Annotated in this window: 12 protein-coding genes; 6 read left to right on the top strand and 6 right to left on the bottom strand. The window is 69.4% G+C overall.

Annotated elements, in window-relative coordinates; translation table 11 throughout:
• The first annotated feature begins 92 nt into the window (after positions 1-92).
• Both VFK57_23030 and VFK57_23035 read left to right on the top strand, forming a co-directional pair.
• Positions 93-1370: a Xaa-Pro peptidase family protein gene (locus tag VFK57_23030; GenBank protein ID HET7698608.1), complete on the top strand. Its 1278-nt coding sequence runs from the start codon at positions 93-95 to the stop codon at positions 1368-1370.
• Positions 1367-2185, top strand: coding sequence for an endonuclease/exonuclease/phosphatase family protein (locus VFK57_23035; protein ID HET7698609.1), 819 nt, complete (start codon positions 1367-1369; stop codon positions 2183-2185). The genes VFK57_23030 and VFK57_23035 overlap by 4 nt, the downstream gene beginning before the upstream one ends.
• A 36-nt stretch (positions 2186-2221) precedes the next feature.
• Here the strand turns inward: VFK57_23035 and VFK57_23040 are convergent, their stop codons facing one another.
• Positions 2222-4387, bottom strand: coding sequence for a prolyl oligopeptidase family serine peptidase (locus VFK57_23040; protein HET7698610.1), 2166 nt, complete (start codon positions 4385-4387; stop codon positions 2222-2224).
• A 57-nt stretch (positions 4388-4444) separates the two neighbouring features.
• Between VFK57_23040 and VFK57_23045 the strand changes: the two genes are divergently transcribed.
• From VFK57_23045 to VFK57_23055, 3 genes are all read left to right on the top strand, one after another.
• On the top strand, positions 4445-4825 hold the full coding sequence (locus tag VFK57_23045) for a hypothetical protein (protein HET7698611.1): 381 nt from the start codon (positions 4445-4447) through the stop codon (positions 4823-4825).
• Positions 4826-4898: 73 nt separating this feature from the next.
• A complete protein-coding gene (locus VFK57_23050; GenBank protein ID HET7698612.1) occupies positions 4899-7580 on the top strand; it encodes an ADOP family duplicated permease in 2682 nt (893 codons plus the stop codon).
• Positions 7581-7590: 10 nt separating this feature from the next.
• The gene (locus VFK57_23055; GenBank protein ID HET7698613.1) at positions 7591-7929 is read left to right on the top strand and encodes a PadR family transcriptional regulator; all 339 of its coding nucleotides are present in this window, start codon (positions 7591-7593) and stop codon (positions 7927-7929) included.
• A 15-nt stretch (positions 7930-7944) separates the two neighbouring features.
• Here VFK57_23055 and VFK57_23060 read toward each other — a convergent pair whose 3' ends face one another.
• On the bottom strand, positions 7945-10458 hold the full coding sequence (locus tag VFK57_23060; protein HET7698614.1) for an ABC transporter permease: 2514 nt from the start codon (positions 10456-10458) through the stop codon (positions 7945-7947).
• Between the two features lie 61 nt (positions 10459-10519).
• Here VFK57_23060 and VFK57_23065 point away from each other — a divergent pair, with 61 nt between their 5' ends.
• Complete coding sequence (locus tag VFK57_23065) at positions 10520-11752, top strand: amidohydrolase family protein (protein HET7698615.1); 1233 nt, start codon at positions 10520-10522, stop codon at positions 11750-11752.
• Positions 11753-11772: 20 nt separating this feature from the next.
• On the opposite strand, the gene VFK57_23070 is transcribed toward VFK57_23065, so the two are convergent.
• From VFK57_23070 to VFK57_23085, 4 genes are read right to left on the bottom strand one after another with little or no spacing between them, the layout of a single operon-like run.
• Positions 11773-12759 (bottom strand): VWA domain-containing protein, encoded by a 987-nt coding sequence (locus VFK57_23070; protein HET7698616.1) that lies wholly within the window; start codon positions 12757-12759, stop codon positions 11773-11775.
• Between the two features lies 1 nt (position 12760).
• Entirely contained in the window at positions 12761-13744 is a 984-nt protein-coding gene (locus VFK57_23075) for a hypothetical protein (GenBank protein ID HET7698617.1), read from the bottom strand.
• A complete protein-coding gene (locus VFK57_23080; GenBank protein ID HET7698618.1) occupies positions 13741-14619 on the bottom strand; it encodes a DUF58 domain-containing protein in 879 nt (292 codons plus the stop codon). The genes VFK57_23075 and VFK57_23080 overlap by 4 nt, the downstream gene beginning before the upstream one ends.
• A 16-nt stretch (positions 14620-14635) precedes the next feature.
• Entirely contained in the window at positions 14636-15652 is a 1017-nt protein-coding gene (locus tag VFK57_23085) for an AAA family ATPase (GenBank protein ID HET7698619.1), read from the bottom strand.
• Positions 15653-15661 lie beyond the last annotated feature (9 nt).

The following is a 15661-nucleotide window of genomic DNA, read 5'->3' on the forward strand; positions in this document are numbered from 1 at the left end:
GGCAGGGAGCGTGAAAGCTGGGGCACCGCCGGAGAGAGCAAGAAAGACGCCGTCGCCTCGATTACACTTGCGTTTCTCAGGAGACCGATCACATGCGCGTATCCAGACGAAAGTTCGTTCAGGCTGCGGCTGCCGCGGGCGCCGCGCTCGTCCCCGGCAGTGCCGCCGAGGCGCAGGGACGCGGCGGCGGGAATCCCGTGCCCACGTCAATCCTCGCGCTCCAGCCGCTGCCCAACCCCGCGCCGCCGATCGCGGATGACGAACGCCGCGCGCGCATCGCGAAAGCCCAGCGGCTGATGGCCGAGCAGGGCATCGGCGCGATCGTGCTCGAGAGCGGCACGAGCATGTCCTACTTCGTAAACGTCCGCTGGGGCCTGAGCGAACGCCCGTTCCTGCTGGTGATGCCGGCGAAGGGGGAACCGGCCTATATCTGCCCGGGGTTCGAGGAGCAGCGGGCGCGCGAGGTGATCCGCTTCTCGACCGACGTCCGCGTCTGGCAGGAGGACGAAGATCCGCTGCGGCTCGTCGGCGGCATCCTGAAGGATCGCGGCGTCGCGACCGCCAGAATCGGCGTCGAAGAGCGCGTGCGGTTCTTCATCGCGGACGCGCTCGGCAAGGCGCTGCCCGCGTCGCAGGTGGTACTCGCCACGCCGATCACCGCGGGCTGCCGCATGTACAAGTCGCCCGCCGAGATCGCGAACATGCAGTACGCGAACGACATCACCATCGCCGGCTTCAAGGCGGGACTCGCCACGCTGCGTGAAGGAATGACGCAGGGAGATCTTGCCGCCAACATCGGCGCCGCGTTCCGGCAGCTCGGCGCCAGCGGCGGCGTCTCGGTCTCGTTCGGCAAGTACACTGCGTTCCCGCACGGCAGCATCGAGCCGCAGCGGCTCAAGGACGGCGACTTCGTCCAGATCGACAACGGCGTCAGCTGGAACGGCTACCAGGCGGACATCACGCGCACGGCCGTCTTCGGCAAACCCACCGCACGGCAGACGGAGGTCTGGAATCTCGAGAAGAAGGCGCAGGCCGCCGCCTTCGCGGCGGCGCAGGTCGGCGCGACCTGCGAGTCGGTGGATGCGGCGGCGCGCAAGGTGATCACCGATGCCGGGTTCGGTCCCGGCTACAAGGTGCCCGGGCTTCCCCACCGCACCGGCCACGGCATCGGGATGGACGGCCACGAGTGGACGAACTTCGTGAAGGGAAACACCACGAAGCTCGCGCCCGGGATGTGCTTCAGCGACGAGCCGATGATCGCGATCTACGGCGAGTTCGGCGTCCGCCTCGAGGACTGTCTCTACATCACGCCGGACGGACCGAAGTTCTTCACGCCGCCCAGCCCGGCGATCGATCAGCCGTTCGCATGAAGCGGCGATTTCTGCTTCACGCGGCCGCCGCGCTCGCCGTGTCGGGCGCCGCGGCGTGCGCCTCTCTCCCGTGGTCGCGGCCGCAGCCGATCCGCGTGCTCGTGCTCAACATGCACGCCGGAAAGGATGCGAAGGGGGCGGACAACCTCGACGGAGTCGCGCGCCTGATCGACGCGGCCCGCCCCGACATCGTCCTGCTGCAGGAAGTCGATCGCGGCACGGCGCGGTCGGGCAACGTGGATCAGATCGCGCGGCTGGCGGAGGCCACCGGCTACGCCGCCGCGTTCGCGCCGAGCCTGGTGAGCTACCAGGGCGGTCAATACGGCATCGCCGCGCTCGCACGGGCGTTCGTCGGCTATCACTCCACGATCCCGCTGGCGGTCACGCCGGTGCAGACGCGCGCCGGCGGCTCGCGCGAGCCGCGGGTCGCGCTGCTCGCCTTCGTCACCGTCCGCGGATCGTCGTGGCGCCTCGTCAACACCCACGTCGATCCGTCCGACGCGGCGGCGCGCGCGCAGGAACTGAAGCAGATCGCGGACCTCGCCCGTCAGCAGCAGGCGGAAGGACGTCCGCTCGTGGTTGGCGGCGATCTGAACGCGACCCCGGACGACGCCGGTCTCGAAGCGCTTCGCGCCGCGGGACTGCGGGACGCGTGGGTGGAGTGCGGCACGGGGGACGGCTTCACGTACCCCGCGGACAAGCCGGCGAAGCGAATCGATTACCTGTGGCTTGCCGGGTCGCTGCATTGCGCGTCGGCGGCGGTGATCGACAGCACGATCTCGGATCACCGGCCGCTGCTGGTGACGTTGAAGTAGCTGAACGGTAACCGGTAACCGGTAACCGGTTACCGGTTACCGGTTACCGGTTGCCGGTTGCCGGTTGCCCGCCGGTTGCGGCTTCAGATGCCTGGCAAAGAAGTCGTCGACTCTCGTCCATGCGTCGCGCAGCACGTGCTCGCGCGTGAAGTAGTGGAGCTCGCCGGGATACGTCATGAACTCCACCAGCGGCCCTTTGTTGTTCTTCAGCAGCGCATCGATCAGCCGCACCGAGTGCAGATACGGCACGTTGACATCCGCTGTACCGTGCAGCACCAGCAGCGGCGTGACCAGCCGGTCCACGTGTGAGACCGGCGAGGCCTGCGCGTAGACCTTCGGGTTCTGCTCCGGCGTGCCGATGCGGCTCACCGTCCACCCGCCGTGATACGGGTCCTCGTAATACATCGCGTAATCGACGACGCCCGCGACGTTCACCGCCGCCTGGAATGCCGCCGGCCGTTCCGTCACCGCGAGCATCGTGAAGAATCCGCCGTAGCTGAGTCCCCAGATGCCGAGCCGGTTGGCGTCCACGTAGGGCAGCGTCTTCAAATAGTCCGCGCTCATCGCCGCGTCCTTGAAGTCGTTGCCCCCCACGTCCATGTAGACGCCTTCGCGCCACGCCGATCCGTAGCCGATGCTGCCGCGGTAGTCCGGGGCGAGGACGACGTAGCCCTTCTGCAGCAGGTACTGGTGGAAGCTGTAGTACACGGCGTAGTTGCGCTGCACGTGCCAGCCGTCGTAGTTCTGGTTCACGCCGTCGCCGTGCACCCAGACGATGGCCGGGTGCTTCCTGGCGCGATCGAGGTTCTTCGGCACGAAGAGATACGCCGGCACCGGTTTCCCGTCCGGGCCGGGATACTGGACCAGCTGCGGCTCGACGAACTGCGAGCGATCGACGCCGGCCGGCATCGAATCGGTCAGCCGTACCGGCCTGGCGTTCGGCGTTGTCGTGTCGATGACGTAGAGGTCGGCGGAGTTCTGTGGATCGGTGTGCTGGTACACCAGCCAGCGGCCGTCGGGCGACCACTGCGCATCCGTGTTGGTGCCGCGCCCGGATGTGACGGTACGGATCTCCTTCCCCGGCGCATCCCCGGCGAGCGACAGGATGCGGATGTGGCGCTGGCCGGGATTCGCTCCTTCATTGGAGTCGAACGCGATCTCCCGGCTGTTCGGGGACCACGAGGGACGCCACGCTTCATACGAGCCCTTGGTGAGCTGGATCGGCTCGCCTCCGTCCGGCTTCATCACGTACAGGTGATCCCACCCGTCGCGATCGCTGAGGAACGAAATCCACTGCCCGTCCGGCGACGCCTGCGAGCCGCCGCGCGCGTCGCCCGTCATGCTCCAGAACTTGTCCTTGACGTCCTCGGTCAGGACCTTCGGCTCGCCGCCTTCGGTCGACCCGAGCAGGATCGCGCGCCGCTTGTAGTCGGGGCTCTGGCGATCGAGGATGAACCGCGTCCGATCGACCCAGCGGGGCCCGCCGCGGCCGCCGAATCCGCCGCCCGGACCGCCGTCGTAGCGGCGGATCTTCCCGTCCGTCAGGTTCAGCACGTACATGTCCGGCGGCGGACCGGGGATCCGCTCGGTGATGGTGTAAATGATCTTCGACCCCGAGTACTCGGGCGTCTGCTCGTGCCGCTTGGTCTCCCCGCGGCCGCCGGCGCCGGTCAGCGCCAGACGGGTGTCGTCGATCCAGGTGATCGCCGTCGGCGGCACGTTCACAGTCGCGATCACGTCGTCGCTGCCCTCGGTGAGCGAGCGGACACGGATGGCGCCGCGATCGCCGACATAGGCGACGCGCGTGCCGTCCCGCGACACGCTCGGGCTGCGAAAGGTGACACCCGGCAGCGGCCGCGCCGCGCCCCCTTCGAGCGGAATCGTCATCAGCTCTCCCTGCTGGAAGAACTGGATGCCGTCGCTCCTGGCGCTCCAGAAATAGCCCTGCGGGGCGTCCGTGTCGGTGAGCGCCCGCGGTTTCGCGCTGCCGTCCGCCGGCACGACGTAGAGATTGGAGACGCCGGCGCGGTCCCACGTGAACGCAATCCACTTGCTGTCGCGCGACCACTGCGGGCCGGACGGGTGCCTGATGTCGATCAACTGATCGATGGTGAGGGTGCGGCTGGCGGGCCGCTGAGCGGCGGGCATGGCGGACACCGCCAGGGTCAGCGATGTCAGCGAGATCGCGAGCAGCGTGCGCATCGGATTCCTCCCGGGTCAGCGTCTACGGTACATCAAAGCGTAGTAACATCCCGCGGCATGAATCCCGAATCAGAGCGGCGCGGCAGTCCGGATCGGCGCCGCAGCCCGCGCGGCGGCCGGCGTCCAGGCGACACCATGGGCTACTCCCCCCTCGTCATGGTGGCGGATGACGACGCCAGCAACGGCGCGCGGTGCGTGGCGATCCTGGCGAAGCTGCGCTTTGCGGTGGCGCCGGCCCATTCCGTGGAAGAAGCGGTGAAGGTCCTGCACGCGCTCCGGCCGAATCTCATCGTCGCGCGCCTGGCCGACGAGCCGGAACTGCGCCGCCAGATGGCCAAGGACCCGGCGCTCGGCCAGATCCCCATCGTCACGATGACGGCCGCCAACGACGATCCCGAGATCCTCATCGAGGAGATCCGCGCCGCGCTGCGCCGCTGACTTCCCATCGGCACACGATGGGCGTTGACTTTTCCCGCTAACCTCCGCATGCTCCCATCGTCTAACGATGGGAATGGCGCACATCATCCGTCTCGTCCGCCGCGTGCGGTACTGGTTGGGCGCCCGCCGCCACGCCGCCGATCTCGCCGCCGAACTGGAAGATCACCGCGCCCGGCTGCAGGCCGCCCTCGAGGCGGACGGCGTGCCCGCGGCGGACGCGCGGGCCCGCAGCCGGCGTGCCATGGGCAACGTCACGCTGGCGCGTGAAGACGCCCGCCACGTCTGGATCGCGTCGGCTGTCGACCGCGTGTGGGCCGACGTGCGCTACGGCGGGCGCGCGCTGCGCCGCGACCCGTCGTTTGCCGTCACGGCCCTGTTGACGCTGACGCTCGGGATCTTCACGACCACGACGGTCCTCACGATTGTCGATGCGGAGCTGTGGAAGCCGCTGCCCTTCCGCGACCCCGAGCAACTCGTCGCCGCCGTTGGCAGGAAGCCGGGTCCCACCGGCGTCAGCGAGCTGATATCGATTCCCGACTTCCGCGACTGGCAGGCGCAAGCGGCGCTGGCCGAGTACGCCGCCGACAGGGGGTTCTTTCGCCGGGTGCTCCGGCGGGGCATCGCGGAATCGGTGATGGTGCGGCCGGTCTCGACCAACTACTTCACGGTGCTGCGGCACGTGCCGCGGCTCGGGCGTGGATTCGATCCGGCTGCCGATGCAGGCGCGGCCGTCGCGGTGCTGAGCGATCGCGGCTGGAACCGGCTGCTGAACGCCGACCCGCACCCGATCGGCCGGGTGCTGAACCTCGATGGCACCGACTTCACCGTCGTCGGCGTCGACGCCGGACACCACTCCCGCCTCGGCGACGAACCGGACGTGTTCGTCCCGCTGGACCACGCCGCGCCGGCGTTCGGCGATCGTTTCGCCCGCACGGTCAACGTCATCGGGAGGCTGCGGCCGGGCGTGACGGCCTCTCAGGCGCAGGCCGAACTGCAGGCCATCGCCGCCCGCATCGCGCAGCTGTACCCGGACGATCATGCCGGCCACCGCGTCGAGCTGACGTCGATGGATCTCCTGTACCTCGGCTACAGCTGGCGGCCATTACTCTTCTTCCTCGCCGCGGCCGCCGTCGTGCTCGCCCTCAGCTGCCTCAATGTCGCCGGCCTGCTGCTGGCGCGGGCGCTGCGCCGTCAGCGCGAGTTCGCCATCCGCGGCGCGCTCGGCGGCGGCCGCGCCGCGCTGGCGCGGCAGCTGATCGTCGAAGGCGCGCTGCTCGCGGTGCCCGGCGCAACCGCGGCGGCGCTGCTCGCCGGGTGGACGGTTCGGATCGTCGGCACGCAGCTGCCCGAGGACTACATCTCGCGCGGCGCGCCCCTGGCGCTCGACGGCCGCATCGTCGCGGCGGTGGCGGCGATCGCGGCAATCACCACGATCCTGCTGTCGCTCGCGCCGCTCTTCTTCGCGCACCGGCTCGATCTGAACGTGACGCTCAGCCAGGGGGCGCGATCGGGCACGTCGCCGCGACACGTCCGGGCGCGCAACGGATTGCTCGTCGCGCAGCTCACGCTGACGCTCGTGCTCGTCACCGCTGCGGGGCTGTTCGTGCAGAGCTTCATGCGGCTGGTCGCGGCGCCGCTCGGGTTCGAGCCCGACGGCCGGCTCAGCGTGCGCGTGACGCTGTCAGGGTCGCGATACGCCGGAGATGCCCCGGTGCGAACATTCGCCGCCGATCTGCTCGAGCGCGTTCGCGCGATCCCGGGAGTCGAGCACGCCGCGATCGACAGCTCGTCACCGCTCGACAGCGGGCCGATCGTCCGTCTCGCCGCCGGCGATGCGCCGCGGCCGCAGCCCGGCACCGAGCAGACCGCCATTCTGCGGGCGGTCTCGCCGGAGTATTTCGGCACGCTGGGCATCGGCCTCGCCGCGGGACGCGCCTTCACGCCGGAGGATCGCGATGGCGCACCCCGTGTCGCGATCGTCAACGAGTACCTCGCGTCGCGGCTGTTCCCCGGGGGGAACGCGGTGGGTCAACGGCTGGATCTCGTGCCCGGCGCGCGCGCCCCGTGGACGCGCCGTCCGGGCATCGTGCTCATCGTCGGCGTCGTGCCCAACATCAAGGACGTTGGCATCAACGAGGTGGAGTTCGGCAATCTCTACCTGCCGTTCGCGCAGGCGCCGGCCCCCGGCCTCGAAGTGCTGGCACACACCAGCATTCCTGCGGGACCCGTCGTCGACGCCATCCGCCGCGCTGTGGCGCAGGTCGATCCCGTCCTGCCGGTGACGCGGGTGCAGACGCTCGACGCGCGCGTCGCCGCAGCGCTGAAGGCCGACCGCTTCAACCTGATGCTGATCGGGTCATTCGCCGCGGCCGGAATCGTCCTTGCCGCCGTCGGCATCTATGGCGCGATGGCGTGTGCGGTGCGGGAACGGACGCGCGAGTTCGGCGTGCGCCTGGCGCTCGGGCAGCCGCCGCGATCGCTGATCCGATCCACCTTGTGGCAGTCGGCGCGGCTGGGACTTGCCGGCGCCGCGCTGGGACTGGGTCTCGTGTTCGTCATCGCGCGGCTCCTCGGCAACGCGCTCTATCTGGTGCGCGGCGAGCACAACGGCATTCTGTACGGCGTCACGACGACCGATCCCCGTTCGCTCGCCGCGGCCGCGGCCGCGCTCGTCGCGATTGCGACGGTGGCGGGGATCTTCCCGGCGCGTGAAGCGACGCGCGTCGATCCATTGATCGCGCTGCGACAGGAGTGAGGGGATCCGCATGGGAGTGACCAACCAGCCGCCCGACCTCCTTCCCGGCACGCTCGATCTGCTGATCCTGCGCACGCTGGTTGCCGGGCCGCTGCACGGCTACGGGATTGCGGATCGCCTGCGGCTGCTGTCGCAGGAGGTGCTGGTCGTCGGCGAGAGCTCGCTGTATCCGGCGCTGCAGCGCCTGCTGCTGAACGGCTGGGTGAAGGCGGAATGGGGCGCGTCCGAGAACAACCGCCGCGCGCGGTTCTACACGCTCACCGCCGCGGGGAAGAAGCGTTTGAGCGCCGAACGCGCCGAGTTCGAACGGCTGGTCGGCGCCATTCAGCGCGTGCTGAATACGGCGTGACCGCCAGCGCGACGCCTACTCGGACCGCAGCGCGATCATCGGATCGACCCGTGTCGCGCGGCGCGCCGGCACCAGCGTGGCGAGCAGCGACACGGCGGTAATCAGCGCAACCACGATCGCGTAGGTCGCCGGATCGGTCGCGCTGACGCCGAACAGAATGTTCTGAATCCCGGCGCCCGCGATTCTCGCGACCGCCAGGGCGAAGCCGAGGCCGAGCACGAGGCCGATGGCGAGCTGCACCGCCCCCTGCCGCAGCACCATCCGCAGGATCCGGCTGTAGTGCGCGCCGAGCGCCATGCGCACGCCGAACTCCTGGCGCCGCTGGTTCACCGAGAACGACATCACGCCGTACATCCCGACCGAGGCGAGCACCATCGCCACCAGTCCGAAGATCGAGAACATCGTCGCGATGATCCGGTTCTGGGCGACGAACCCGTCGAGCTGCGCCTTGGGTGTACCGACGAAGTAGAGCGGCAGGTTGGGATCCACCTTGGCCACCAGACGCCGCAGCGTCACGCCGAGCGCGTCGGCGCGCTGCCCGCCGCGCGGCCTGGCCACGATCGTGGCGAACTGGCTGACGAACGGCTCGGGCTGGACAGGGCCGAACGGGTTCGAGAAGAACGGCACGTAGAACCCGCTCTCGTCGACGTTGGGAGCGTTGAACGGCGGCATCATGCGGATGGTCGAGACGACGCCGACGATCGTGCGCCACGGCCCGGGCTGCTGGCCGTTGTTGCCGATCGTGCGGAACCGCCGGCCGAGCGCGCTCTCGCTGCCGTAGTGCTTCCTCGCGAACGCCGCATTGACGACGGCGACCGGCTGGCGGGCGTCGAGATCGTCGGCGGTGAACGCACGCCCCTCGAGGAGCTGCTGCCCCGTCACGGAGAAGAAGGTGCCGCTCACCTGCTCGAAGTTCGCGATCGGCCGATCGCGGTTCTCCCGGTATTGCCGGCCGTCGATCTCGATCGGTCCGTTGCCCGAGAACACCATCCGGAACCGGTTGGTGAGCGCCACGGACTCGAACTCGGAGACGCTCGCCAGTTCCTGCAGCAGGCGATCGTAGAAGACCTTGCGGGCCGCGGGTGACGGGTAGTCGCCGTCCATCAGTCCCATCCGCGCCGAGATCAGTCCGGCGGTGTCGTAGCCGTAGTCGATCGTCTGCTGGTTGGTGATCGAGCGCACCTGCAGCAGCGAGCCGACGAGGAGCACGCAGGTGACGACGATCTGGAACACCACGAGGCCGCGCGTGACCAGGTTGACGCTGCGGCTGGTGTTGCCGCGTCCCGCGTCGCGCAGCACGTCGACGGCGTTCGCCCGCGAGGACATCACCGCGGGCAGCAGCCCGGAGACGACGGCGGCGGCGAGCGTCGCCAGCACGGTGAAGGCGAGCACCGGCGCGTCGACGTCGAAGGTGATGTAGGCCGGCGGCGGGTTCTCGAGGTTGCGGACCGTCGCCGACAGCCAGTCGATCGAGAGATACGCCAGCCCGATACCGACCACCGCGCCGATCCCGGCGACGAGCAGGCTCTCGGTCAGCATCTGCCCCACCAGGCGTACCCGCGACGCCCCCAGCGACGACCGGACGGCCAGCTCTTTGGCGCGCAGCGTCGCCCGCGCGAACTGCATGTTCATCACGTTCACACAGGAGATCAGCAGCACGCCGACACAGAACGCCAGCATCGTCCACAGCGTGCCGCGCAGCGGCCGCGGCGTGAACGCGTCGAGCAGCGGCTGCACCTGGCCGGTGTTGAACTGCTTGTTGCTCTCCGGGTAGGCGTCGGCGAACCTGCGGGCGAGCGCGCTGGCTTCGGCGTTCGCCTGGTCGAGCGACACCCCCTCGCGCAGGAGCCCCAGCACCGCCGGGCTGTTGGCTGCGGGATCGTTCCTCTGCCGCGGCGGATACTCGTTGAACAGCGCGCTCCAGATCTCCTCGTTGACCGGGAAGGCAAACCCTTTCGGCATCACGCCGATGATGGTTGCGGGCTTGCCGTTCAGGCGGACGCCCTTGCCGACGATGTCGGAGGCGCCGCCGAAGTCGCGCTGCCAGATGCCGTAGCCGATGATGGCGACCTTGCCGGCGCCGGGCCGGTTGTCCTCCTTGGTGAAGTCGCGGCCCATCATCGGCGACACGCCGAGGATGCGCAGGAAATCCTCCGTGACGTAGGCGCCGGTATAGCGCTGCGGGTGGCCGTCGACGGTGACGTTGACCGTCGAGCCGTTGAGATACGCGGCCATCATGGCGAAGGACTGCTGCTGCGGCCGCAGCTCCTCGAAATCCATCGAGGAGACCTGGCCGTTGACCCCGAACAGGTTGGAGCTCGAGGGGTCGATGAAGTTGAAGCTGGCGAGCCGCGGTGCGTTCGGGAACGAGAATCCGCGCAGCATCACGCCGTTCACGACGCTGAACATCGTGGTCACGCCGCTGATCCCCAGCGCGAGGACGATGACCGCGAGCGTGCAGAAGGACTTCTCCTTGACGAGAACGCGCAGGCCGATTTTCAGATCGCGAAGCAGGGTGTCGACTGGCATGACTCATGTTTAGACGCGCGGCACCCGCCGATGTTCCTCCGGGGTGGTACCATCGCCCGCTATGCGCACCAGCAGCAGGCCGATTCTGGCCGCTTTCCTGCTCGTCCCCTCGCTGGTCACCCTCGCCCGGCAGCCCGCCCCGGCGCCCATCACCATCCGCGCCGGCCGTCTGCTGGACGGCCGCGGCGGGTCACAGGAGAACGTCGTCGTGCGCGTCGAGGGATCGAAGATTGTCGGCGTGGGCCAGGCGGCCGGTCCCGTGACCCACGACCTGTCCGGCTACACGCTGGCCCCCGGGTTCATCGACACGCACGTGCACATCCTGTGGCACTTCAACAAGGACGGGCGGTTCGACACGCGCGGCGAGACGCCCGAGGACCGGATCAGCGCCGGACTGGTCAACGCCCGCGAGACCCTGATGCACGGGTTCACCACGGTGCAGAGCCTTGGCGAAGCCGGAGACCTCGCCCTGCGCACGGCACTCGATCGTGGCCCGCGCCTTCTGACCTCCGTCCGCCAGATCAACGAGCGCACCGGCGGCCGCGGCAATCCGGGCGGGGTGGCGACGCCCGATCAACTGCGCCAGGCCGTACGCGAGGCAAGGGCCGGCGGCGCTGACGTCATCAAGCTGTTCGCGTCGGGCAGCATCCGCGACGGCGGAAAGCAGACGATGACGGACGAACAGCTGCAGGCGGCGTGCGGCGAAGCGACGGCGCTCGGCGTGCGCACCGCCGTCCACGCGCACGACGCGGCATCGATCCGCGCCGCAGTTCTCGCCGGCTGCACCCAGATCGAACACGGGACGTTTGCCACCGACGCCGTGCTGCGGCTGATGGCGGAGCGCGGCACCTACTTCGATCCGAACGTGGGGGTCGTCCTGCAGAACTACCTGGAGAACAAGCCGAAGTTCCTCGGCATCGGCAACTACACCGAGGAAGGCTTCGCCTCGATGGAAAAGTCGATTCCCGTCGTCATCGAGATGTTCAGGCGCGCGGTGAAGACGCCGAACCTGAAGATCGTCTACGGCACCGACGCCGTGGCCGGGGCTCACGGGCGCAACATCGAGGAAGCGGTCGTCCGCGTGAGGCAGGGCGGGCAGGCGCCGATGGACGCGATCGTCTCGATGACCTCGCTCGCCGCCGAGTCGCTCGGCTTGAAGGATCAGATCGGCGCGATTGCGCCGGGGCTCGAAGCGGATCTGGTGGCCGTCGAAGGCAACCCGCTCCGCGACATCACCGCGCTCAGGAAGGTGAAGTTCGTGATGAAGGCCGGGGCGGCGATCCGGACGGAATAGGCAGCAGAGCCGGCCGCCGATCAGGTCTGATCGATGAAATACGGCACCGATCGCAGCGACACTGCGGCGACCAGCGCGACCAGCGCGGGAATCGCGAACCACTGGTAAACCGGGACGTCGCGGACGTAGACGCGGCTGACCAGCAGCCCCTTCTCGATTCCGTCGATCGCGCGGGACGCGGCGGTCAGCTCGCGCTCGGAGTCCGCGTCGAAGTACCGGCCGCCGTTGTCCTCGACCGCCTTCATCAGCATCTGAACGCCCGGCCGCTCCTTGACGTCCGACTCCAGATCGACGCCGATCACGTGGACGCGGATCTCGGCCTCGTCGGACTCGGCCAGCACCTCCACCGGCTCCCGCCCGCGGTTGCTCTCGCCGTCCGTGAACAGCACGATCACCTGGTGCCCGCGGGAGTTCGCCGTCGCCTGGCGCGACAGCACGTAGTTCGACAGCGCCAGCCCGTCGCCGATCGCCGTCTGCCCTTCCCCCTGCAGGATCTTGTCGTCGACGAAATCGATGTAGTGCAGCAGGTATTCGTGATCGAAGGTCAGCGGACTGATCACGTAAGGGTTGTCGGAGAACACGACCAGCCCGATGCGATCGTCGCGGCGCATGCGGATGAACGTCTTCACCGCGTCCTTGACCGCGTCCAGCCGCGTGCGCGCGCCCGGCACGACCGTCGTGCTCGTCGTCCGCTGGCCCGATCCCATCTCCTCCTGCATGCTCGACGACAGGTCCATCAGCAGGACGATGTCGAGCCCTTTCGACTGGAGCGTGGCCTGGGAGTACGGGATCACCGGCTGCATGATGGCGAGGGCGGTGAACGCGGCGGCACACGCGAGCACGAGGAACGGCAGCCGGCGCGCCATCGAGGCGCGGAACGGGAAGCGCCGCGACGGCAGCACCGCGGTGAACGCGGCGAACCGCCAGCGGACGCCCGATTTCAGCAGCGCGATGACGAGGAACGCCGCGAGCAGCCACCAGCCCAGCTCGGGGTAGAGAAAGCGCACGTCACCGCCCCTCGAGGATCGCCTCGGCGGTGTCGAGCGCCTCGCGGCAGTCCTGCGCCGAAGGCACTGCGGCGGGCGGACCGTACCGCGCGCGATCGGAGGCGGTGAGCAGCGACAGCACCGCTTCGCGCGGCAGCCGTCCGCGCGCCCCCGGCCTGCGCGAGCGGTGCGGCCCGGCCGCCTCCAGCACCGCGTCGAGCTCCGGGGCGGTGAGGCTCGACGCGGGCACATGGGCGGCGGCCTCGACGTGGTGGCGCACGGCGGCGCTGATTTCGTCGTAGGCGCGGCGGCGCTCCTCTTCGGTGCCGATATCCAGCCGGCGCAGGCGCTCGAGCGTGTCGCGCTTCTCCTTCCGGACCTCTCGCGCCGAGCGCCGGCCGGCCGTCCGGGCGGTGCGGCGGCGCACCGCGGCCGCGGCGATCACGACGGCGGGCGCCAGCGAGACGACGATCAGCGCCAGGCCGAACGACCGCATGCGGACGAACCAGGGACTGCGCTCGGACGCCGCCCGCCGATCCCGGAGGCCGGGCGCCGGCGGCGCGTCCGGCAGCGTGCTGCGGTACGCCACGGCGGCGCCGGGCACCACGACTTCGCCGGCCGGCGCCATGTCCTGCAGCCGCTGCCCCGGCCGCCGCTGATAGTAGCGGACCGGGATGGGCTCGATCGACAACGACGGCGTATCGACGCGATAGGTCGTCAGCACGTAGCGCAGCCGGTGCGACGTCTTCTCGTTCGCATCGGTCGTCTGCGCCGAGTCGGTGCCGACGACCTCGAGCCCGTTGACGCGCAGCTTCTCCTTCGCGAGATCGTCGAGCAGGATGTCGACGCCGCGATCGCAGACGATGTCGACCGTATACGTCAGCCGGTCGGCGACCCACATCGCGGTGCGGTCGACGGCGGACGAGACGCGCACCGGCGGGTCGGCGGCGAAGACAGGACGGGCGGCCAGCAGCACCACGGCCAGCACGAATAGACGGGGCGTCACGCTTTCCTCCTGGCAAACAGCGACAGCACCGGCAGCACCGGGCTGCCGGCCGTCGGCACGAACACGTGATCCATGGGCACGCGATAGAACGCGCGCGCCAGCTCCTGCCGGCGCTGCTCGATCGCCGCCGTATAGCCGGCGCGCGCCTGCCGGCCGAGGCCGACCGCGACGCGGCGCCCGGACTCGACGTCGCGCATCTGCACGTAGCCCGCCCCCGCAGGCAGCTCGGTCTCGGACCGGTCCTCGGGCACCACGGCGATGACGTCGTGCCTGGCGGCGAGCAGCGACAGCTCCGGACTGGTCAGCGGCTCGTCGCCGGTGACGAAATCCGAGACGATGAAGATGACGCTCATCCGCTTCAGCGCGGTGATCAGATGGCGGATCGCGGGCAGCATCAGCGTCTGCCGCGCGGGCGATTTCAGCGCCCAGGCCTGCTCGAGCGCCGTCCACGCCGATTCGCGGGTGCGTTTCGGCGGCGTCGACAGCAGCACCCGATCCGCGAAAGCCAGGAACCCGGCGTTGATCTGGTCCGCGATCGCCGAGAACAGAATCGAGCCCGAGATGTAGGTCAGCGCCTCCCGCTTGGCGTGCGCCGCCGATCCCAGCGTCATCGATCGCGACACGTCCATCACCACCATCACGTTCATCTCGCGCTCGGCGTGGGTGTGCCGCACGAACGGCGCCCCCATGCGCGCGGTCACGTTCCAGTCGATCCGCCGCACGTCGTCGCCAGGGCGGTACGGCTGGTGCTCGTCGAAGTCGAACCCGGGGCCGCGCATCGGACTCTGGTAGGTCCCGACGCGCTGGTTGCGGATCTTGCGGGCGGTCGCCACCTCGATGTAGCGCAGCTCGCGCATGACGTGCTCGGGAATCATCTTCTTCCGATGTTCGTCATGGGATCGGCACCGATCGCAGCAGCTCGTGGACGATCTCGTCGGCGTGGACGTTCTCCGCCTGCGCCCGCACCGTGCGCGCCAGGCGGTGGCGCGTGGCGTCGGTGAAGACTTCCTTGACGTCCTCCGGCAGCGCCCAGGTGCGGCCGTGCAGGAACGCGGTCACCCGGGCCAGCGCGAGCAGGTGCTGGTACGAGCGCGGCGAGATGCCGAGCGCGAGCAGCTCGCGCAGATCCCCCCGGCCGACGCTGCCCGGATCGCGCGTGGCGCGGCCGAGACGGACGATGTACTCGAGGATCTTCGGATCGATGTACACCGCCTGCCCGATGAAGTCGCGCAGCACGGTGACGTCGGACGGCGAGACGCGGTGCGCGATGCTCTGGCTCATGCGCTTCTGCAGCATCTCGACCTCCTCCCCTTCGCTCGGGTAGCCGACGCGCAGCATCATCGAGAAGCGATCGAGCTGCGCTTCCGGCAGCGTGTACACCCCCTCCTGCTCGACCGGGTTCTGCGTCGCGAGCACCCAGAACGGGTCGTCGAGCGGGAACGTGGTGTCGGCGAGCGTGACCTGGCGCTCCTGCATCGCCTCGAGCAGCGCGCTCTGGGTCTTCGGCGTGGCCCGGTTGATCTCGTCCGCGAGCAGGATGTTGGTGAAGACCGGCCCCTGCTCGATGCGGAAGGTCGCCGATTTCGCGTCGTAGATGCGCGTGCCGATGATGTCCGCCGGCAGCAGGTCCGGGGTCAGCTGGACGCGCTGGAACCGCGCCGAGATCGCCTTGGCGATCGTCGTCGCCGTCAGCGTCTTGGCGACGCCGGGCACGCCTTCCAGCAGCAGGTGCCCGCAGCCGGTGCGGGCGCGCCCCTCCGAGACCGCGAAGGGAATCGCCGCGAACAGCGCCGTCAGCATCCGCCGGATCAGCACGTGCTGTCCGACGATCACCTTGCCGATCTCCTGCTCGAGACCGGTGACGATCTCCGCCGCCGTCTGTGCGTTCAACAAGGTCTGTTCCGTCATCTGATCGCC

This window comes from Vicinamibacterales bacterium (assembly GCA_035699745.1).
GTDB lineage: Bacteria > Acidobacteriota > Vicinamibacteria > Vicinamibacterales > 2-12-FULL-66-21 > JAICSD01.

Bases quoted from the DNA above. Each gene is read 5' to 3' on its own strand.
- VFK57_23030 (HET7698608.1), top strand. From the start codon at position 93: ATGCGCGTATCCAGACGAAAGTTCGTTCAGGCTGCGGCTGCCGCGGGC.
- VFK57_23035 (HET7698609.1), top strand. From the start codon at position 1,367: ATGAAGCGGCGATTTCTGCTTCACGCGGCCGCCGCGCTCGCCGTGTCG.
- VFK57_23040 (HET7698610.1), bottom strand. From the start codon at position 4,387: ATGCGCACGCTGCTCGCGATCTCGCTGACATCGCTGACCCTGGCGGTG.
- VFK57_23045 (HET7698611.1), top strand. From the start codon at position 4,445: ATGAATCCCGAATCAGAGCGGCGCGGCAGTCCGGATCGGCGCCGCAGC.
- VFK57_23050 (HET7698612.1), top strand. From the start codon at position 4,899: ATGGCGCACATCATCCGTCTCGTCCGCCGCGTGCGGTACTGGTTGGGC.
- VFK57_23055 (HET7698613.1), top strand. From the start codon at position 7,591: ATGGGAGTGACCAACCAGCCGCCCGACCTCCTTCCCGGCACGCTCGAT.
- VFK57_23060 (HET7698614.1), bottom strand. From the start codon at position 10,458: ATGCCAGTCGACACCCTGCTTCGCGATCTGAAAATCGGCCTGCGCGTT.
- VFK57_23065 (HET7698615.1), top strand. From the start codon at position 10,520: ATGCGCACCAGCAGCAGGCCGATTCTGGCCGCTTTCCTGCTCGTCCCC.
- VFK57_23080 (HET7698618.1), bottom strand. From the start codon at position 14,619: ATGATTCCCGAGCACGTCATGCGCGAGCTGCGCTACATCGAGGTGGCG.
- VFK57_23085 (HET7698619.1), bottom strand. From the start codon at position 15,652: ATGACGGAACAGACCTTGTTGAACGCACAGACGGCGGCGGAGATCGTC.